This is a genomic window from Streptomyces sp. NPDC047525 (genome assembly GCF_040643025.1).
Classification (GTDB): Bacteria; Actinomycetota; Actinomycetes; order Streptomycetales; family Streptomycetaceae; genus Streptomyces; species Streptomyces durmitorensis.
In genome coordinates this window covers 1-18,130 of the sequence record NZ_JBEYTL010000035.1, presented here as the reverse complement: position 1 = coordinate 18,130, position 18,130 = coordinate 1, and the positions used below count along the sequence as shown (strand labels likewise).

The following is an 18,130-nucleotide window of genomic DNA, read 5'->3' as shown; positions in this document are numbered from 1 at the left end:
GCGGGGCGGGCGAGAGGGGCCGGTGGCTGCGGCGCACCGGGGAGAGGCGGCAGGGGTCAGGCGACGGCCGGCAGCGCGGGATCGCGTACGAGGATGCGGGCCTGGCACAGCACACGCGCGGCCCGGGCGACGGTGACGCGGTCCGGGCCGGTGCCCGAGGATTCCACGGCCAGCACACCTGCGGGCGTGCCGATGCGCAGGACACCGCGCCCGGCGGCGGTGGACGCCTCGGCGACCACGGTGCCCTCGGTGAGGTTGGCGGCGGCCACGGCGACCGCGGAGGTGAGGCCGATGGCCGGGTGCGGGGAGTTCATCGACAGCATCCGTACGGACACGTCGTACTCGTGCGCGGCCACGTGTTCGCCGAGGGTGGTGGTGTAGGCGGCGGGAGGACCGACGAGGCCGACCTTGGGCACCGCGTCACCGGGTGCCGCCCCGGGTTCGGCCAGGCCCATGCGGACCGCGGCGGCATGCCGGGCCGCACGCAGCCAGGGCACCTCCGTGCGCATCTGCTCCAGCGTCTCGGCTGCGGTCCTCTCGGCGCGCAGTGCGTCCACCAGGACCACCGGGGCACCGGCGTCCACCATGCTCACGGCCAACGACCGCTCACCGACCTGGAGTACGTCAGCGGGGCGGCCGGTCGGCAGGAGGTGGCCTGTCGCGGCGCCCGATGGGTGACGGAAGGCGAGGCCTACCGGCACGCCTCCGGCCAGCGTGCCCGGGACCGTACGGTCACCGAACTCCTGGACTCGGCCGCCCGGGGTGTCGACCTCGGCTTCGAGGACGGCGCCCGTGTTGAGGTTGCGCATGACCACGGGGGTGCGGTCGCGCCTCAGCGGCACCAGTCCCTCGGCCACGGCGTAAAGGGCAATGGCTGTGGCGCAGTTGCCGCAGTTGCTGCCCCACTCGACCGTGCCGGTACCGATGCCGACCTGCGCGAAGAGGTAGTCGATGTCGACGCCGTCGTGGGCGCTGGCGCCGACCACGGCGGCCTTGGACGTGGTGGGGGTGGCGCCGCCGATGCCGTCGAGCTGAACGGGGTCCGCCGCGCCGTAGGCGTCGACCAGGATGCGTTCGATGCGGTCGCGGTCGGCGGGCATGTGCACTTGGGGGAAGAGCCAGCACTTGCTGGTCCCACCGCGTACGAGAGTTGCGGGAACGTGCATGTCAGAGCGTCTTTCTCTTAGCGCATCGGGTGCGGGGCCGCTGCGTTGCGCAGACTCTCGCAGAGCCGTTGGCTTGAGCACAATGTCTCGTTTCTTGAGGCAGGTTTAGCTGGGCTAAAGTCACTGCATGCTCAATGTCCGCCGACTGCTGCTGCTCGCCGAGGTCGCCGAGCGCGGCTCGCTCACCGCCGCCGCCGAGGCGCTGTCCATGACCACGTCCGCCGCCTCCCAGCAGATGTCCCTGCTCGAGCGCGAGGCCGGGCAGCCGCTGATCGAGCGGCTGCCGCGCGGCGTGCGCACCACCGCGGCCGGCGCCGCGCTCGCTGAACGGGGCCGCACCATCCGCCGTGAACTCCAGGCAGCGGAGGCCGACTTGGAGGCGTTCGGCCATCTGGACCGTGGCGTCGTCACCCTCGGCTCCTTCCCGACGGCCAGCGCCTCACTGCTTCCGTTGGCCCTGACCCGCTTCCGCCGCGCCCACCCGCAGGTACGCACGGTCGTACGGGCCGGAGTCCTGGCCCAGCTGCGGGAGATGCTGCACACCGGTGAGGTGGAGCTGTCACTGCTGTGGGACTACGACTGGAACCGCGTCGACGACGACCAGTTGATCCTCACACCGCTCCTCGAAGACCCCACGGTCCTTGTCGTGCCGGCCAGTTCACCGCTGGTCGCCTCCGACCGTGTCCGACTGTCCGAGCTCGCGGCCCAGGAGTGGATCATCCGCGCCGAGAACCACCCGGTCGCGGACGTGCTCCGGCGCGCCTGTCATCAGGCAGGCTTCGAACCGCGCATCGCCTACACCTCCCACGACTACCAGGAAGCGCAGGCGATGGTCGCCGCCGGCCTCGGCCTGGCTCTCGCGCCCCGGCTGGCCCTGACCAACCGGCGCAGCGACGTACGCCTTCTCTCCCTGTCCCACGACCAGTCCCCCGACGCCGTCCCACCGGTCCGCCGCATCCTCCTGGCCAGCCCCGCCCAGCGCGCCGCCACGCCCGCGGCCCAGACGATGGCCCAGGTCCTGCACGCCGTCGCACGAGGGTTCACCGACCCCGGCCTTGACCGCCCTCAGCTCGGTGCGGTGCGAAAGCGCTGACCATCCGGCAGCTGACCATCCGGCAGCGGGCTCGCGTCGGCGGTCGCCATCTGGCTCGTCCCAGCCGAGGGGTAACCCGGACCGGGGCCCGGCGTTATGAGGCCGTGGGTATCTGGCTGTTGAACAATTTCACCACTGTCGCGCTTGCCGGGCTGCTCGGTGGCGGCGCCGTACTGGCTGCCGTGGCCGGCACGCTCGTACTGAGACGCAGTTTCCCTCACCACGCGAACGGCACGCACAACGAGATGATCGGGGTCGTGCTCGGCATGTACGCCGCGATCTACGGCATCATCCTGGCCTTCGTCGTCGTGGCCGAGTGGGAGGGCCTCAACGAGGCCGAGACGAACGTCGCGCTCGAGGCCAGCCAGACCGCCGAGGTGCTGCGGGATGCCTCTGCGTTCCCGGCCGACCAGGAGCGCCGGGTGACGAACGCCGTCGGGGCGTACGTGCGTGTCGTCGTCGACGAGCAATGGCCGCTGATGCGCGCCGGAGAGCCCGACCCCGAGATCACCAATCCCGAAGTGACCGCGCTGTACCAGGTGTTCCAGGAGTACGAGCCGCAGACCGAGGCCGAGAAGACCTACTACGCGCAGTCCGTCTCGACGCTGGGCGAGATCGCAGGCGCACGCCGTACCCGGCTCGCCGACTCCGAGCAGTCCCTGCCATCGCTCCTGAACGTCCTCGTCTACGGCGGCGCGCTCGTCATGCTTCCCCTGACCTTGCTCTACGGCATCAGGAGCGTGCGTGCGAATTTGATGTTCGTCGTGTCGGTAGCCGCACTGATCGGCGTGAGCTTGCTGCTGTGCTTGACCTTGGACCATCCGTTCGCGGGCGAGCTCGCCGTTTCGCCTGCGCCCTTCAAGGAGGGCGTACTCGCTCAGTTCTGGCACTGACCGGCCGCGAGCCGGGCTGACGAGCTCCGTTCCTCCGCGTCCGCGTCGAAGCCGACCGGTTCCCAGCGCTTGGCCAGGAGTGCGATCAGCCCCAGTACGGGGGCGGCGAGGATGACCCAGTAGACGTCGGTGCCGAGGCCGCTGCTGAGGATGGGGAAGAAGAACAGGGTCAGCGTCGAACCGAGGCGCAGTACCGCCTGGTTGAAGCCGATGCTGACGCCGCGCATCGACGTGGGGAAGCCGAGCGAGGCGTAGCTCATGATGTGTGCGCCGGGGCCGAATCCCTGGGCGAACATGAACGCGCCGAGCATCAGGATCCCCGCCGTGACGGCGGCCGTCCCGGAGGGGGCCGCGATGAGGCCGAGCACCGTGATGGCGACGAACTGGATCGCGAAGCCCAGCGTCATCATCGGCCAGGCGCCGCGGGTCGATGCCCAGCGGATGCCGAGCAGTCCGCCGGTCAGGGCGAAGAGGAGGTTCAGGGCGAAGGAGGAGGCGATCGTGGTCAGCGGGCCCTGGGTCATCAGGGTGGCGATGATGATCGGCAGCCCGAACGCGACTGCGTTGTAGCCGAAGGTCTCCGCCAGACCGACCGTCACCGACTGGATGGTGCGCGTGCGGTACGGAGGGGTGAAGAGCCGTGCGTACGCGGCGAGGCCGGGCCTGGGCGGGCGGGGCGCCTGCGCGGGCACATCGTCGGCGACGCGCGCGTCGACGCCGTAGGACTGGCGGAGGATGCGCGCCGCGCCTTCCAGGTCGCCCTGGTCGGCGGCCCAGGTCGGGGACTCGTTCATGTAGCGCCGGCGCAGCAGCAGTACCAGCAGCGCGGGTATGGCGCCGAAGCCGACGGTGAATCGCCACAGCCAGCCCAGCTGGGCGTCGGGCAGGACGAAGTAGAGGAGCATGATCACCAGGTAGCAGCCGCTGGTCGCGGTGTACCAGGCGGGCGACCAGGCAGCCGTGCGCGAGCCCTTGCTGCCCTTGCCGCGCAGCCGGGAGAATTCGGCGAGGAACGCGATCGCGACGGGGATGTCCATGCCGACGCCGATGCCCATCACGAAGCGCGCCGCGATCAGGGTCCATACGTCCTGCGCCAGCGCGCACACGAGCGCGGTGACGACGAAGAAGAGCATGTTCGCCATGAACACCCGGTAGCGGCCGATCCGGTCCACCAGCCAGCCGCCGACGAGAGCACCGACGAGGGATCCCACGCTGATCGAGGCGGTGACCGTGCCGGCCATGGCGGAGCTGAGGCCGAACTGTTCCGTGATGTCGGGAAGCCCGTAGGCGAGGGAACTCAGGTCGTAGGCGTCGAGGAAGATGCCGCCGAGCGCGATGATCACGATCATTTTGGCGTGCTGACCGCGGGCCGTGCCCGAGTTGACCAGGTCAGAGATGTCCGCCGCGGAGCGGATCAGTACCGTGCCCGGCGTGGTCGCCGGGGCCGTGCTGCCGGACAAGGGGGAGGTGGAGCTCACGAGCGCCTTCCGGGGTGGTGCGGACGTACCGGCGAATCGTCGCACCGGCCGGAAATCGTCCGTACACATGTCCGCATAATGGTCACCGTCGTCTGCGTCATGGACGTCAGCCCGATCAGCGTGCGGTCACCCCGTCGGGAGCCGTCGCCGTGGCTGGTCAGTCCCCCACCGTCGCTGCCACTGGTTCGCGGCGTGCCACGTCCACCAGCGAGCGGTCGGTGATCTTGAGGGCGGGTGAGACGGCGAGCGTCAGGGTCGACACGCTCATGAACGGGTTGAGGTGGTTCCAGCCCCAGGTCTCCAGAGCCGTTCGCACCGCGGCCGCCTGGGCGGCGACATCGTGGGCCGGGCGGGCGGACAGAACGCCGCCCACGGGCAGCGGCATGCGCGCCGCCACGGTCTCACCCGCGGCACCCCTGACGACGGCCACCCCTCCCCCGTCGGCGACGACGGTCGCGGCGGCTGCGGCCATCGCCGCGCGTGAGGTACCGATCGTCAGAAGGTTGTGGCTGTCGTGGGCGTACGTCGATGCCACGGCGCCCTCACCCAGATCCCGGCCCAGGAGCGGGGCGAAGACCATGCCGGGGCGTCCGTAGCGGTTGCGTACGCGGACCAGTGTGGTCCGGCCCTCCCAGTGCACCTCACCGTCGGAGACCGGGAGTTCGACCTCGGTCGCTTCGGTGTAGGTGTCGCGCGGGTTGACGCTCATCGCCCGGAAGCGGTGCGTGCCGTCCGGCAGGTCCACGCGCCAGCGGTATCCGTCCGCCTCCTGTGGTTCCACGTCCACGCGGCTGTCCAGGGGCGGTACGGCAAGGGTCTCCGAGGCGGGTGTCGCCTGTTCGGGAGCGCCGTCGCGGCCCACGATGCGGCCACCCGCCAGCACCAACGCGGGCTCGAACGCGGCGAGTTCGCCCCGCAGCAGGACCAGGTCGGCGCGCTTGCCCGGGGAGACGACGCCTCGGTCGTGGAGCCGCAGACGCTGGGCCGGCGTCCACGTCAGGGCCTTGAGGACGACATGGGGCGGGAACCCGGCGGCCACGGCGACCCGCGCGATGTGGTCCAGGTGGCCTCGCTCGACGATGTGGTCGGCCGCGAGGTCGTCCGTGACCAGGCACAGCGGCGGGAGTTGGGGCAAGGACAGCAAGGCTGTCGCCACGTCCGGGGTGAGGCACTTCTCCTGGAGCATCATCGTCATGCCCAGGCGCGCCTTCTCCAGGACCACCTCGGTGCGGTTCTTGGTGTGGTCGGAGTCCACACCGGTGGCCAGGTACGCGCTCAGTTCCGCGCCGGTCAGGTTCGGGCAGTGGCCGTCGAGGATCGCGTCGTGTGCGCGGGCCACCGCGGTGATCTCGTGCATGCGGCGGTCGCCGGCGACGACCGCGCGGTAGTCCATGACCTCGCCCAGCGCGATGACACCCGGCCACCCCAGCATGTCCGCGATGTCGTCGGCGGAGAGGGCCGCTCCGGCGTGCTCCAGGCCCTCCAGCGCGGGCACGCACGAGGGCACGCCCCACAGCTGGGTCTGGGCGGTCTGGCCGCCCGCGTCGATCATCCAGCGCATGGCGTCCCGGCCGGCGACGTTGACGATCTCGTGCGGGTCGGCGAGGACCGTCGTCGTGCCGCGGGCCAGCGTCACGGCCGCGAACTCCTGAGGCGTCAGGAACGCGCTCTCGATGTGCATGTGGGCGTCCACGAAGCCGGGGACGATCAGCATGCCGGTCGCGTCGATCTCCTCCCCTGCCGTGGCCGGGGTGCCGGGCGGGAGCACCGCGGTGATGCGGTCGCCCCGTACCAGTACGTCCGCGGCGAACTCCTCACCGGTGAAGGTGGACATCACGCGCCCGCCGCTGATCCGGAGGTCGTGCTGCTCACTCATGTGGTCGTGCTCCTTGCAAAGGGTGTCGTCACGCGCGGGCGGGCGGGCGCGGCCCGCGCCGGAAGAGGGTTGTCGTCTCGGGCGACGGGGCGGTCAGGGGACGAGTGTGTAGAAGTAGTAGCCCAGCGGGATCATGACGATCCACAGCGGCCAGGGCACCTCGCGGATCCGGCCGCTGACGGTCTTCACCAGGACGTGGGCCGCGAGGCCGGTCGCGATGCCGGTGCCGAAGTTGCCGAAGAACAGCGTGGTGGCGACGGTCAGGGCGGCCGGGATGGCGTTCGTGGGGTCCTTGAAGTCGACGTTCTTGAGCGCGCCGAGCATGTTCAGACCGATGAACATCAGCACGGGTGCGGTGGCCGCGGAGGGGATCAGGGTGGCGAACGGGGTGACGAGCAGCAGCAGTGCGAAGCCACACGCGGCCCATACCGATGCCAGGCCGGTCTTGCCGCCGGCGTCGGCGGCGGCCGACGACTCCAGGTAGGCGGTCATCGAGGGCGCGCCCACGGCTGAACCGCCCATCACGGAGACGGAGTCGACGAGGAAGGGGCGGCGGGAGCCGGGGATGTTGCCGTCCTTGTCCAGGAGACCGGCGCGTCCGGAGACGGCCAGGAGGGTTCCGGTCATGGAGAAGAACTCGGACACGAAGAACGCGAAGATGTAGGGGAAGTATTCGGGCTTGAGAGCGCCGAGGATGTCGATGTTGAAGAGGAGGGGGCCGGGCGAGTCGGGGGCCGCGAAGAGGCTGTCGGGGACGTCGGTCACGCCCAGCGGCACGCCGACGAGCGTGACGGCTGCGATGGTGATGAGGAAGGCGCCCGGTACTTTGCGTGCGGCGAGGGCGGTGAGCAGCAGCAGGCCTGCCAGGGCGAGGAGCGCGGTGGGCTCGGACAGGTCGCCGACCGCGAGAGCGGCCTTGTCGGCGTTGCCGACGACGAGGTCGGCGTCGCGGAATCCGATGAGCGCGATGTAGAGGCCCAGGCCGCCGCTGATGGCGTACTTGAGGTTCATCGGCATGAGCCGCGTGACGAGGTCGCGGATGCCGAAGAGGGTGAGGAGCAGGAAGGCGACGCCGGACCAGAAGACCATGCCGAGCGCCGTGTCCCAGGGGACATGGTCCTGTCCGACGATGGTGAACGCGATCAGGGCCACGCCGCCGAGGCCCGGGGCGACGACGAACGGCAGGTTGGCGATCAGGCCCATGGCCAGCGTCGCGAGGGCGATGGCGATGATGACGGCGGTCGTCGCGGCGCCGTGCGGCACACCGGCGGAGGCCAGCTGGCCGGGAACCACGACGACGGCGTAGGCGGCGGCCATGAACATCGAGGCGCCCGCCACGAGTTCCGTGCGGTGGCTGCTGCCGCGGTCACGGACGCCGAAGACCCGCTCGACGGGCGAGGCGGGCGGCGGGGTGGCAGCGTCGGTCTGCTCGCCGGGCGGCGGAGCGGTGGTGGGCATGGGGACCTCGGGCGGGGTGAAGGGCGGGCACGCGGTTGTCGGCGTGTCAGAGTGCGGGCGCGCGGGGAACCCGGCTTGGAACGGTCTCTGCAACCGGTCTATGAAACCGGTTGCAGAGACCGGTTGCGGGTATCATGGCACGGCATCAGGCGAAAGTGAACACTGGCCTCGGACGGATCTTCGATCCTTGCCGGGCACATGAGGCAGGGGACGGCATGGCGACGCTCTTGGACGTGGCGCGTGCGGCGGGGGTGTCCAAGGCCACCGCCTCGCGGGCACTGCAGCGCCCCGAACTGGTCGCCGAGAGCACGCGGCTTCGTGTCCGGGAGGCGGCCGACCGGCTCGGTTTCCAGCCCAACGCCGCAGCCCGTGCGCTGACCACGGGCCGTACGGGCTTGATCGGCCTGATCGTGCCGACTCTCTCGAACCCGTTCTTCGCGCCGCTGGTGATGGGCGCACAGCAAGCGGCGGAGGAGACCGAGAGTCATCTGCTGATCGCGGTCTCGGAGTATGACGCGCAGCGTGAGGCCGCCCTCGCCGACCGGCTCTCCGAGCAGGCCGACGGCCTGATCATGGTGACGCCGGTCGGCACGGACGCCGCGCTGCGGGAGCGGTTCCGACGGCGCCCGCTGGTGCTCGTCGACCGCCAGGTGGGCCGACTGCCCGCTGTGGTCGCCGACACCGCCACGGGCCTGACCGAACTCCTTGACCATCTGCTGGCACAGGGCCACCGCGACATCGCCTACGTCTCCGGCCCCGCGGACTCCTGGGCAGACGAACAGCGACGGGCCGCTCTCACCGCACGGGCGTCGGCGGCAGGCGCCCGTGTCCACGTCCTCGGGCCCCTGCCGCCCACGTTCGACGCCGGGATCGAGGCCTCACGCGTACTGCCCGGCGAGGCCACGGCCGTCCTCGCCTACAACAGCTACCTGACGCTCGGGCTGCTGCACGGCCTCGGCGTGGCCGGACGACGCGTGCCCGAGGACGTGAGTCTGGCCGCGGCCGACGACCTCAGTACGCTCAGCGCGACCACGCCCCCGGTGACCGCGCTCGACGTGCCGCTCCGAGAAGCCGGGGCACTTGCCGTCACCCGCCTCCACGAGCTGCTCGACGGCCACCGGCGCACGGTCACATCGCGCCTGCCGGCGGCCCCCGTATTGCGCGCGTCGACGGCTCCGCCGCGCGGCCCGTAGCCACCACCCGGCTGCCCCTTGGTCCATGCTGCGCAGCAGAGCAACGCGGGGGCAGCAGCGCCTTACGGCTTCGACGACTTCGGCAACGTGAGGATCTCGGCTCCGTCCTCGGTGATGGCGATGGTGTGCTCGCTGTGTGCCGTCCGGCAGCCCGTCGCGCTGCGGAGCGTCCACCCGTCGGCGTCGGTGACGAGTTTGGCGGTGTCCGCCATGACCCACGGCTCCAGCGCCAGCAGCAGCCCGGGGCGCAGTTTGTATCCACGGCCAGGCCGTCCGGTGTTCGCGACGTGCGGGTCCTGGTGCATCGTCGACCCGATGCCGTGCCCTCCGAATTCGGTGTTGATCTCGTATCCGGCCTGGTGGAGGACCGTGCCGATGGCGTGGGAGATGTCGCCGACACGAGCTCCGGGTCCGGCGGCCGCGATCCCCGCGGCCAGTGCGCGTTCGGTTGCCCTGATCATCGCGACGCTCTGTGCGGGCTGCGCATTGCCCACGACGAAGCTGATGGCGGCGTCTGCGGCGACTCCGTTCTTGGAGACGGCGAGGTCGAGGGTGAGCAGATCGCCGTCGGCGAGCGTGTAGTCGTAGGGCCGCCCATGGAGCACGGCATCGTTGACGGCCGTGCAGATGTAGTGGCCGAAGGGGCCGCGCCCGAAGGATGGTGCGTAGTCGACGTAGCAGGACAGCGCCCCCGCCTCGGCGATCATGGCCTTGGCCCACCGGTCGATGTCCAGGAGGTTCGTGCCGACCGCGCTCCGGCCCTTCAGTGTCTGCAGGATGTCTGCGACCAGGGCGCCTGTGTCTCTTGCGCGGACCAGCAGAGCGGGGTTCAGGATCTCGATCATGTGCCACTTTCCTCACGGGACCAACAACTATACCGGTCAAACTATACCGGTATTAGAATGGGGTCACGGTCGGACCCCTCGCGGGACGGGCGGACCGTCCTTCGGTCCGCCCGCCCCGCCAGGTAGTTCGTTCACTACGGAAGGCCGTGCACCTTCGGGCCGACGGAGTTCGACCACGTACTGCCCGCCGCCGCGTCCCAGTTCGTGGACCACGTCATGGCGCCCCGCAGCCCCGGGTACGTCTTCGACGGCTTGAAGGAGCCGCAGCCGGTGCCCCGGGTCAGGCAGTCGAGGGCGTTGTTCACGACGGACGGGGCCACGTAACCGCCGCCCGCAGCACGCGTGGACGCCGGGACGCCGAGCCCGACCTGCGACGGGTCCAGGCCACCCTCCAGCTGGATGCAGGCGAGCGCGGTCAGGAAGTCCACGCTGCCCTGGCTGTAGACCTTGCCGTCACAGCCGAGCATCGAACCACTGTTGTAGTACTGCATGTTGACGACCGTGAGGATGTCCTTCACGTTCAGCGCCGTCTGGAAGTACCCGCCGGACGTGGACTGCATGTCGATGGTCTGCGGCGCCATCGTGAGCACCATGTTCGGGCCCGCCTTCGCGGCGAGCTGGCGCAGCGCCTTGGTCATGTACGTGGGGTTGAGTCCGTTCTCCAGGTCGATGTCGACGCCGTTGAACCCGTACTCCTGCATCAGCGCGTAGGCGCTGTTGGCGAACGCGGTCGCGGAGGCGTCGCTGTTGACCGAGATGGTGCCCTTCTCGCCGCCCACCGAGAGGATCACCGACTTGCCCGCGGCCTTCTTCGCGGCGATGTCCGCCTTGAAGTCCGCGGTGGAGGAGTAGCCGACGGCGGGGTCCAGGTTGAAGGTGATCTGGCCCGGCGTGGTGGTGGCGTCGGCGAAGGAAACGGCGATGATGTCGTACTGCGACGACACGTCCCGCAGCTTCTGCACGGTCGCGCCGTTGTCGAAGTTCTGCCAGTAGCCGGTCAGCGCGTGTTTGGGCACGGTGCCGCCGTCTCCGCCACCACCCTTGGCGGTCCGCGCGGACACCGCCGTCGACTTCGCGGACTCACCCGCCGCGTTCGAGGCGCTCACCTGGAAGCTGTAGGCGGTGTCCGGCGTGAGACCGGTGACGGTCGTGGAGGCGCCGCCGACCGAGGCCACCTTGGCGCCGTCGCGGTAGACGGTGTATCCGGTGGCCGTGGACACCGGGGTCCAGGACAGGTCCACCGACGTGGACGTCGCCGTGCCCGCCGCGAGGCCGGCCGGCACGGACGGTATCTCCACCGGGTCGGTGCCGCCGCCCCCGTCGGGTCCGAGCACGCTCACATCATCCACGTAGTACGCGCTCTGCCCGTACCAGCCGTGCGTGTACACGGTGACCGACGTGGTGTTCGCGCCGGTCGTGAAGCTGGTGGAGAGTTGCTGCCAGGACGAGTTGCCCGGCGTCCAGGTCGACACGTCGGTCGTACCGGTGCCACGGGCGCCGAGGTAGGCATAACTGCCCTGCACCCAACTGCTCAGCTTGTACGTCGAGTTGGGCTTCACCGAGACGATCTGGGAACACTCGGCGGTGCCCTGGCCCGACGGGGTGGCTCTGAGCGCCTTCGTGCCGCCGTGCACGGGGGAAGTCACGGCGGTACCGCTGTTCGCGGCGCAGGTCCAGTTGCTCAGGTCCGCCTCGAACCCGGCGTTCTTGGCGACGTTGACGTCCGCCGCTGCAACGTCGGCCGCCTTGGTGTACGCCGCTTTGACGTCCGCCGACTGCGCGGGCGCGGCGAGTGCGGTGACGGTGAGTGCGGCGGCCGCACCGACGGCGATCGCTGCGCCGATTCTCCGGCGAACGCCGGGTCTGCCCTGCCGTACACGGTCCACGAAATGCCTCCAGGGAGAGGTGAGGACGGAAGTGAACGACGGTGGCCACCGCTGCTGTGCGCATAGTTGGTCCAGACCAATGGAGTTGTCAAGGCTTCTGACGCGACGACCCGACCGCGGAGCAGTCGAGGAACGTACGCATCACGGGGCCGACCGGGGGCCGTCTCCGTGAGCGCGGGGCGCACGGCACCAACGTCACGTCCCCCGCCCACTCCCCCGGCACGGTCCGCGGCGCGCGGCCGATCAGGTGCGGTCGTGGAGCGTGACCTGGTAGCCGTCGGGGTCGGCGAAGGTGAATGTCCGGCCGAAGGGGCCGTCGATCGGCGCGGAGACGATGGTGTGACCGTCGGCGACGAGAGCATCGTGAATGGCCTGGACGTCCGTGGCGTGGAGCCAGATCGCCGCACCGATGCCTGGCTGGGCAACGGATGCGAGATCGGTGCCGGGAAGGGCGTCGCGGAGTGCGAACGCGATCGGCTTTGTCTCGAAGACGACGGCGTGCGGAGGTCCGGCCTGCGAGCGCACGAGGCCGAGGTACTGCTCGTAGAACGCCTGCGAAGCGTCGAGGTCGCGCGCCTGGAGCGAGATGAAGTCAGGACCGGTGGCGGGCATGATGATGCTCCTTCTTTCCGTGTCAGCTTTCTGACACGCATCAAGCTATGTCAGAATACTGACATGAATCAAGACGGTGTCGGCGTCGACCTGGAGACGTCCCTGGGCTACCTGCTGAAAGAGGCGTCCAGCGCCCTGCGCGCAGCCATGGAGGAGGTGCTGCGGCCGCTCGGGATGAGCGTGACGCACTACTCCTGCCTCGAGCTGCTGGCTCAACGGCCGGGCTTGTCGAACTCCGAGCTCGCGCGGGGCGCGTTCGTAACACGGCAGACGATGAACGTGCTGCTCCAGGCCCTGGAACGAGACGGCTACGTGACCAGGCCCGCGGCGGCTCCCGTCGGGAAGGTCCTTCCCACGCGGCTCACGCCTCGCGGCCGGCGGAGCCTCGAGAAGGCGACGGCAGCGGTCCGGTCCGTCGAGGTCAGAATGCTGGCCGACATGACCGAGACCGAGCAGGCAGGCGCGTTCCGGAGTCTGCGGAGCATGATTCATTCCCTGCGCGACGGCAACGACGGTGCGTAGCTCGCTCCCCGGCGCAGATCTCGTCGCACACTGCTCTCGAACTACGCCTCGCCGAGGCGATGAGTCTGTCTGCTGCCTGGAGTCTTTCTCTTTGACGGTCCCGCCCCGATGGGGCGGCAAGCGGCGCATCCCGATGCCATGGAGGAGAGATGGAGGCCGGAATGAGCAATCCGCTTCGGCTGTACATGTCGATGTCGCTCGACGGCTACATCGCCGGTCCGGACGACCGACGGGGCCAAGAGCTCGGACGTGCCGGTGGACGTCTTTTCAACTGGCTCGACGACCGGGAATCCGATGGTCCCAGCGGACAGGTCTATCGCGAGGCGCTGGCGACCGGCGCGCTGATCTCCGGCCGTCGGACCTTCGAACTCGCCGGGCGTTGGCAGGGCGACCATCACGACGGTGTGCCGATCTTCGTCCTCACCCACCATGTGGATGACGGGGACGTGCCACCCGGCCACGCGCGATTCGTCACCGACGTCGAGGACTGCGCCCGTCAGGCTCGTGCGGCCGCCGGGGACCGGCCGGTCATGGTCCATGGGGCGGGCGCGGCCCAAGCGCTCCTCCGGGCCGGGCAGATCGACGAGATGGAGATCCACCTGGTTCAGGTCCTCCTCGGGGACGGCCGACGACTCTTCGACCACCTCGGCGGCGATCACATCGAACTCGACCTCGTCCGACGGCTCGAGGACCGAGACGTCACACACCTTCGCTACCGGGTCCGCCGACCCGAGGAGACCGCATGAAGACGCTCTTCGTCGCCTACCGCGTCACCGACCTTGACCGCTCGCTCGACTTCTACACCGCCCTGGGCTACGCCGAGCTGGGCAGGGTCGACGGTGGCGACGGGAGCCACCTCGTGATCCTCAAGTTCCCCGGCGAACCGGCGGCCTCGCTCGAACTGGTCCACCGCCCCCTCGACGGACCCGTCGACGTGGGCAGCGGTGTCGACCACCTCGCAATCCAGGTGGACACACTGGCCGCCGCCCTGGAGCGGCTGACCGACGCCGGTCTGGAGCCGGGACCTGTCCAGTACCCAGGCGGACCTCACGGCCCGAAGACGTCGTGGCTCACCGACCCGGACGGCTACCGGATCGAGCTGGTGGAGTGGCCGCCTGGACACCCCGACGGCCTCACCGCCGCGGACTTCTCCTGAGCGCTCCGGCGAGCGTTGCTCGCCACCGGCAATCCCCCTAGGACTCGGTAGTCAGGCGCACCCCCAGCCCGACCAACAGCGCTCCGGAGACCTGTTCCATCCGGCGCCGAACGGACTGCCGCTGAAGGCGCTCCCATCCACACCAGCACCACGGCGCCAGCAATCCGCCCAGCAGGCGCTGCCCAGCCGGGCGCTCGAACTCATCGGCTACCCACCGCAGGTCACGCACGGATTCGACGTCGAGGCCACGACCGAAGGCCGATTCGAGACGGAACGACTCGCCTTGCAAGGGCTGGCCTTCGCCGAGACAACGCAGCGGCAGTCAAGCTGACGGGCGACCCGAGGGAGTCCACCAGTGGGTTGAGAGCCAACGACAGGCCGTCGTCACCTTCCATTCCGGCGCGTTCCCGGCGCGGCGGTGACTATGGATGGATGAACACTGCAGAGCTTTTGGCGGACGCGTTCGATCGTGTCCAGGAGGAAGTGCACGCTGCCGTCGACGGCCTGTCGCCCGAGGAGCTTGCTTTCCGTCCTGACGACGAGGCCAATTCGATCGTCTGGCTGGTGTGGCACCTCACCCGCGTCCAGGACGATCATGTCGCTGACGCGGCGGGTCTGGACCAGGTGTGGACCGCCCAGGGCTGGTACGACCGCTTCCAACTACCGCTCGGTGAGGAGGAGACGGGGTACGGGCACACGCCCAAGCAGGTGGCGTCGCTCGGTGGCGTCTCCGCCGACCAGTTGCGCGGTTACCACGACGCCGTCCACGAGCAGACCCTCTCCTTCGTGCGCGCACTCGACGACACAGCGCTCGACCGCGTCGTCGACGAGCAGTGGACGCCGTCCGTCACCCTCGGGGTCCGGCTGATCAGCGTCATCTCCGACGATCTGCAGCACACTGGCCAGGCCGCGTACGTCCGGGGCCTGCTGCAGCGCCGTTGACACACGGTCACTCCGGCCGCTACACCCACCGGGCGCACAGACGATCAGGGGCCAACGGCCAGGTCGTCGGAGTTTCCGGCGTCGAGTCGCGGCCACTGGGCGATGGGGCGTCCGCCCGACTCCCCCGACACCGGCGGCCATGCGGGTGGACCGCTGTCCGTCCTCATGGAGCAGTCTTGTGGCCAGCCGGAGGGCGAGTCCTCCCACGGTTCCTGGCGTCCGTAGACGGCGAGGTCCATGAGCGCGTAGCTGTAGTCCATCGCCTCCACGCCGCGGCGGTTCGTCCAGTAGGTCTCGAAGACGCGGTCGCCTTCCCGGACGTAGCACACGAGGTGGAACAACCCGATCTCACGACCGACGAGGAGCGTGTCCAGGGAGGGCTGCGCCGAGTACCACGGCAGGGTCCAGTCCATGAAGTCGCGGTAGCGGAGGCTCTCCTCGTAGGACACCTGGGGGTCGCCGGGGCCGAACGCGGTGTTGCGGCCCTGGCTGAAGACCGCGTAAGTGATGTCACGGGAGTGCAGGTAGGACAGCTCGCTGACCTGGCTGAGGAACAACGTGCAGCCTTCGCACTGCTCGGGTGCGGGCCGGGTGGGCCACCACATGAAGTAGTAGGCGACGAGCTGCCGACGGCCTTCGAACGCGTCGCGCAGAGTGAGCGGTCCGTTTGGCCCGATCAGCTCAAGGTCCGGGTCGACCTCGACCATGGGCAGGCGCCGACGGGCCGCGGCGATCGCGTCGCCTTCCCGGGTGTGTGCCTTCTCCCGGGTGCGGAGGTTGTCCAGTTCGGCCTGGAAGGTGGCCCGGTCGACGACCGCCGGCTTGCCGACGGTCGTTGATTCGTCCTTCATGGCTGCTTTCTCTCCTTGTTCCGGTGACGTTGGCTGAAGCTGCCTGTCATCTCCCCGCGGTCAAGGTCCTGGCGCAGACGCTGGACTCTTACTGTGCCCCAGCGCGGAGCGCGTGCTGCACCGGCGGGCGGAGCGTCATCCCGCTCGAGCCATCAGGAATCGTGCGCGGAGATCACGAGCTTCCAGCCGCTGCCGGTGCAGGCCGCGCTCAGCGGCGGAAAGCGGTGGCCGCGCACGTCGGCGCTGTAACGGTGGTGCTCTCCGCACTCGCACTCATAGATCCCCGACTCAGGGACGATCTCGCCGGGACGGTGGACCTGCTCTTCGTTCTCGCTCATACATCCGGTCTAAGGGGCCGCGCGCCCTCGCGCGACCCGGGGCACCCGATACGGCGTGCCGGCCACCCTCCAGTGTGCCGCTTACGTCTGCCGCGTACGGACCATGGGTGAGCTAACCTGCCCGCATGCGCGGACAGTTCACAGGCTGGCCGGAGCAGGCCATGGACGTGTTGTGGCAGCTCCAGGGCGAACCGACCCACGCGACCCGCGAGCGCTGTCGCGCGGACCGTGAACGCCTGGTCAGGCAGCCGATGATCGCCCTGCTCAACGAGGTCGCGGACACCGACCCCCGATACGAGGACTTCTCCGTCTGGCACTACCGCACCGACTCTTGGTGGTGGCAGCACCAGAGCGCGGTGATCCGGCTCGGCCGCAAGGTCGAGATCGGCCTCCGGTTCTCCCTGGACGGCCTGCGGATCCAGGGCGCCTGGTGGTACCCCGATCCCGGCCAGGTGGACATGTTCCGCAAAGCCGTGGCCTCGGAGGGGAGCGGCCGCGAGCTGTCCGCCATCGTCGAGGACGTGCGGAAGAAGGGCTACGACATCTCCGGGGACGTGATGAAACGCCCTCCGCGCGGCTATCCGACGGACCACTCCCGTACGGACCTGCTGCGCCACCGTTCGCTGATCGCCGCCCGTCCCCTCGGCTGCGAGGAGTGGCTGCACACCTCCGAGGCGCTCGACCGGGTCCTCTCGGCCGCCGCCGACCTGGACGCCATGCTGATGTGGCTGGTCCGCCACGTGAAGCGCGCCGCCTGACATCACGAGGGCGCCTGCCTGCACTTGATCGGTGACCGCCTCGACATCACCGGCAGTCGCTGAAGACTTGCCGGTGCGGCCATGATGCGTCAGCAGGCGCGGTTCATTCGCCCTCGGTCTCCTCGGCCTCCCACCGAAGCAGGTCGCCCGGCTGGCACTTGAGCACCTCGCAGAGCGCGGCGAGCGTCGCGAAACGCACCGCCTTGGCGCGGCCGTTCTTGAGTACCGCCAGGTTGGCGGGCGTGATCCCTACGCGGTCCGCGAGTTCACCCACGGACATCTTCCGCTTGGCCAGCATGACGTCGATGTCGACGGCGATCGGCATCAGATCACCTCGTCCAACTCGGCCTGCATCTGCGCTGCTTCGACGTCGCGGGCGACGGCCTGGGCGAGCAGCATCCGCAGCACGAGCACGATGAGCGCGACGCCCAGGATGGCCACGCCGATCCCGCCCATGATGAGGGTGACGCCCGGGTCGTCCCGCTGGCCGGGCGTATTCAGGGCCGTGACCGCGAACCACACGAGAGCAGCCGCAACGATCGCGCCGATGATGCCGTCCACGCACCGGAAGGCGGCGTGGGAGAACACGGTTCCGCGTCGCACCATCGTCACCAGTCGCCATACACAGACCAGCGCGACCTGGACCGTCCCGATGCCCAGGATCGTGATCACGCGCAACGGGGTCAGCGGGAGCGACCCGTCCTCCGGGTCATTCCCACTGACCAACGCCCACACCATCAATACCTGTACGAACACGGTGCCGGTGAGCACCACCACGAGCACGGCGCGCAGCGCGCGCACTGTCAGCTTCCCCATGACCCATCCTCCATCGACATACGATGTTAATCTATCGAATCTCGATAGATGCAGCAAGGGATGGGCCGGAGGGCTCATGGCGCAGGGGGGTGCGGATGCCGGTCGATGGGCGATCGACGCTGCACGAGGCTCCTTGGTGGTGAAGCCTGTCGAGGGCGGTGCGCCTGTGACAGAACGGAGACGTGGCGGAGGACTGCCTGTAACTCGGTGCGCGATACAAATACTTCAGACCGCACGCACCGAGCTA

The 18,130-nt window shown here is 69.5% G+C and carries 19 protein-coding genes; 8 read left to right on the top strand and 11 right to left on the bottom strand.

Going from position 1 to position 18,130, the window contains the following annotated elements; translation table 11 throughout:
- Positions 1-56: 56 nt before the first annotated feature.
- Positions 57-1,166, bottom strand: coding sequence for a PrpF domain-containing protein (locus tag ABZ833_RS44645; protein ID WP_361059561.1), 1,110 nt, complete (start codon positions 1,164-1,166; stop codon positions 57-59).
- Between the two features lie 127 nt (positions 1,167-1,293).
- Between ABZ833_RS44645 and ABZ833_RS44640 the strand changes: the two genes are divergently transcribed.
- Entirely contained in the window at positions 1,294-2,259 is a 966-nt protein-coding gene (locus ABZ833_RS44640; RefSeq protein WP_361059558.1) for a LysR family transcriptional regulator, read from the top strand.
- Positions 2,260-2,378: 119 nt separating this feature from the next.
- Positions 2,379-3,152 (top strand): DUF4239 domain-containing protein, encoded by a 774-nt coding sequence (locus ABZ833_RS44635; protein ID WP_361059555.1) that lies wholly within the window; start codon positions 2,379-2,381, stop codon positions 3,150-3,152.
- On the opposite strand, the gene ABZ833_RS44630 is transcribed toward ABZ833_RS44635, so the two are convergent.
- The 3 genes from ABZ833_RS44630 to ABZ833_RS44620 form a co-directional block, all read right to left on the bottom strand.
- Complete coding sequence (locus ABZ833_RS44630) at positions 3,137-4,630, bottom strand: MFS transporter (protein ID WP_361059552.1); 1,494 nt, start codon at positions 4,628-4,630, stop codon at positions 3,137-3,139. The genes ABZ833_RS44635 and ABZ833_RS44630 overlap by 16 nt on opposite strands.
- A 157-nt stretch (positions 4,631-4,787) precedes the next feature.
- Entirely contained in the window at positions 4,788-6,506 is a 1,719-nt protein-coding gene (locus ABZ833_RS44625) for an adenine deaminase C-terminal domain-containing protein (RefSeq protein ID WP_361059549.1), read from the bottom strand.
- Between the two features lie 93 nt (positions 6,507-6,599).
- Positions 6,600-7,964 carry an NCS2 family permease gene (locus ABZ833_RS44620; RefSeq protein WP_361059546.1) on the bottom strand — a complete coding sequence of 455 codons (1,365 nt, stop codon included), beginning with the start codon at positions 7,962-7,964 and terminating at the stop codon, positions 6,600-6,602.
- Positions 7,965-8,179: 215 nt separating this feature from the next.
- Here ABZ833_RS44620 and ABZ833_RS44615 point away from each other — a divergent pair, with 215 nt between their 5' ends.
- On the top strand, positions 8,180-9,157 hold the full coding sequence (locus ABZ833_RS44615; protein WP_361059543.1) for a LacI family DNA-binding transcriptional regulator: 978 nt from the start codon (positions 8,180-8,182) through the stop codon (positions 9,155-9,157).
- 62 nt (positions 9,158-9,219) lie between these two features.
- Here the strand turns inward: ABZ833_RS44615 and map are convergent, their stop codons facing one another.
- The 3 genes from map to ABZ833_RS44600 all read right to left on the bottom strand — a co-directional run bounded on the left by map (position 9,220) and on the right by ABZ833_RS44600 (position 12,500).
- On the bottom strand, positions 9,220-10,002 hold the full coding sequence (gene map / locus ABZ833_RS44610; protein ID WP_361059541.1) for a type I methionyl aminopeptidase: 783 nt from the start codon (positions 10,000-10,002) through the stop codon (positions 9,220-9,222).
- A 134-nt stretch (positions 10,003-10,136) separates the two neighbouring features.
- The gene (locus ABZ833_RS44605) at positions 10,137-11,888 is read right to left on the bottom strand and encodes a glycoside hydrolase family 18 protein (protein ID WP_361059538.1); all 1,752 of its coding nucleotides are present in this window, start codon (positions 11,886-11,888) and stop codon (positions 10,137-10,139) included.
- Positions 11,889-12,131: 243 nt separating this feature from the next.
- Positions 12,132-12,500: a VOC family protein gene (locus ABZ833_RS44600; protein ID WP_361059535.1), complete on the bottom strand. Its 369-nt coding sequence runs from the start codon at positions 12,498-12,500 to the stop codon at positions 12,132-12,134.
- 63 nt (positions 12,501-12,563) lie between these two features.
- On the opposite strand from ABZ833_RS44600, the gene ABZ833_RS44595 reads away from it, so the two are divergent.
- The 4 genes from ABZ833_RS44595 to ABZ833_RS44580 all read left to right on the top strand — a co-directional run bounded on the left by ABZ833_RS44595 (position 12,564) and on the right by ABZ833_RS44580 (position 15,120).
- Positions 12,564-13,022 carry a MarR family transcriptional regulator gene (locus ABZ833_RS44595; RefSeq protein WP_361059532.1) on the top strand — a complete coding sequence of 153 codons (459 nt, stop codon included), beginning with the start codon at positions 12,564-12,566 and terminating at the stop codon, positions 13,020-13,022.
- Between the two features lie 161 nt (positions 13,023-13,183).
- Positions 13,184-13,768 (top strand): dihydrofolate reductase family protein, encoded by a 585-nt coding sequence (locus ABZ833_RS44590; RefSeq protein WP_361059529.1) that lies wholly within the window; start codon positions 13,184-13,186, stop codon positions 13,766-13,768.
- Positions 13,765-14,178, top strand: a complete 414-nt coding sequence (locus ABZ833_RS44585; RefSeq protein WP_361059526.1) for a VOC family protein — start codon at positions 13,765-13,767, stop codon at positions 14,176-14,178. The genes ABZ833_RS44590 and ABZ833_RS44585 overlap by 4 nt, the downstream gene beginning before the upstream one ends.
- A gap of 432 nt (positions 14,179-14,610) precedes the next feature.
- A complete protein-coding gene (locus tag ABZ833_RS44580; RefSeq protein WP_361059523.1) occupies positions 14,611-15,120 on the top strand; it encodes a DinB family protein in 510 nt (169 codons plus the stop codon).
- A 44-nt stretch (positions 15,121-15,164) separates the two neighbouring features.
- On the opposite strand, the gene ABZ833_RS44575 is transcribed toward ABZ833_RS44580, so the two are convergent.
- A complete protein-coding gene (locus ABZ833_RS44575; protein WP_361059520.1) occupies positions 15,165-15,971 on the bottom strand; it encodes a DUF899 family protein in 807 nt (268 codons plus the stop codon).
- A 152-nt stretch (positions 15,972-16,123) separates the two neighbouring features.
- Entirely contained in the window at positions 16,124-16,309 is a 186-nt protein-coding gene (locus ABZ833_RS44570) for a hypothetical protein (RefSeq protein WP_361059517.1), read from the bottom strand.
- Between the two features lie 125 nt (positions 16,310-16,434).
- Here ABZ833_RS44570 and ABZ833_RS44565 point away from each other — a divergent pair, with 125 nt between their 5' ends.
- Positions 16,435-17,067: a DUF2461 family protein gene (locus ABZ833_RS44565; RefSeq protein WP_361059514.1), complete on the top strand. Its 633-nt coding sequence runs from the start codon at positions 16,435-16,437 to the stop codon at positions 17,065-17,067.
- Positions 17,068-17,170: 103 nt separating this feature from the next.
- Here the strand turns inward: ABZ833_RS44565 and ABZ833_RS44560 are convergent, their stop codons facing one another.
- A complete protein-coding gene (locus ABZ833_RS44560) occupies positions 17,171-17,392 on the bottom strand; it encodes a helix-turn-helix transcriptional regulator (RefSeq protein WP_361059511.1) in 222 nt (73 codons plus the stop codon).
- On the bottom strand, positions 17,392-17,883 hold the full coding sequence (locus ABZ833_RS44555; RefSeq protein WP_361059508.1) for a DUF2975 domain-containing protein: 492 nt from the start codon (positions 17,881-17,883) through the stop codon (positions 17,392-17,394). The genes ABZ833_RS44560 and ABZ833_RS44555 overlap by 1 nt, the downstream gene beginning before the upstream one ends.
- Positions 17,884-18,130: the final 247 nt, after the last annotated feature.

Excerpts from the sequence above, each read along its gene's own strand:
- ABZ833_RS44600 (WP_361059535.1), bottom strand. The coding sequence starts at position 12,500 with ATGCCCGCCACCGGTCCTGACTTCATCTCGCTCCAGGCGCGCGACCTC.
- ABZ833_RS44560 (WP_361059511.1), bottom strand. The coding sequence starts at position 17,392 with ATGCCGATCGCCGTCGACATCGACGTCATGCTGGCCAAGCGGAAGATG.
- ABZ833_RS44590 (WP_361059529.1), top strand. The coding sequence starts at position 13,184 with ATGAGCAATCCGCTTCGGCTGTACATGTCGATGTCGCTCGACGGCTAC.
- ABZ833_RS44565 (WP_361059514.1), top strand. The coding sequence starts at position 16,435 with ATGCGCGGACAGTTCACAGGCTGGCCGGAGCAGGCCATGGACGTGTTG.
- ABZ833_RS44640 (WP_361059558.1), top strand. The coding sequence starts at position 1,294 with ATGCTCAATGTCCGCCGACTGCTGCTGCTCGCCGAGGTCGCCGAGCGC.
- ABZ833_RS44625 (WP_361059549.1), bottom strand. The coding sequence starts at position 6,506 with ATGAGTGAGCAGCACGACCTCCGGATCAGCGGCGGGCGCGTGATGTCC.
- ABZ833_RS44580 (WP_361059523.1), top strand. The coding sequence starts at position 14,611 with ATGAACACTGCAGAGCTTTTGGCGGACGCGTTCGATCGTGTCCAGGAG.
- ABZ833_RS44555 (WP_361059508.1), bottom strand. The coding sequence starts at position 17,883 with ATGGGGAAGCTGACAGTGCGCGCGCTGCGCGCCGTGCTCGTGGTGGTG.
- ABZ833_RS44585 (WP_361059526.1), top strand. The coding sequence starts at position 13,765 with ATGAAGACGCTCTTCGTCGCCTACCGCGTCACCGACCTTGACCGCTCG.
- map (WP_361059541.1), bottom strand. The coding sequence starts at position 10,002 with ATGATCGAGATCCTGAACCCCGCTCTGCTGGTCCGCGCAAGAGACACA.
- ABZ833_RS44645 (WP_361059561.1), bottom strand. The coding sequence starts at position 1,166 with ATGCACGTTCCCGCAACTCTCGTACGCGGTGGGACCAGCAAGTGCTGG.
- ABZ833_RS44615 (WP_361059543.1), top strand. The coding sequence starts at position 8,180 with ATGGCGACGCTCTTGGACGTGGCGCGTGCGGCGGGGGTGTCCAAGGCC.
- ABZ833_RS44595 (WP_361059532.1), top strand. The coding sequence starts at position 12,564 with ATGAATCAAGACGGTGTCGGCGTCGACCTGGAGACGTCCCTGGGCTAC.
- ABZ833_RS44620 (WP_361059546.1), bottom strand. The coding sequence starts at position 7,964 with ATGCCCACCACCGCTCCGCCGCCCGGCGAGCAGACCGACGCTGCCACC.
- ABZ833_RS44570 (WP_361059517.1), bottom strand. The coding sequence starts at position 16,309 with ATGAGCGAGAACGAAGAGCAGGTCCACCGTCCCGGCGAGATCGTCCCT.
- ABZ833_RS44575 (WP_361059520.1), bottom strand. The coding sequence starts at position 15,971 with ATGAAGGACGAATCAACGACCGTCGGCAAGCCGGCGGTCGTCGACCGG.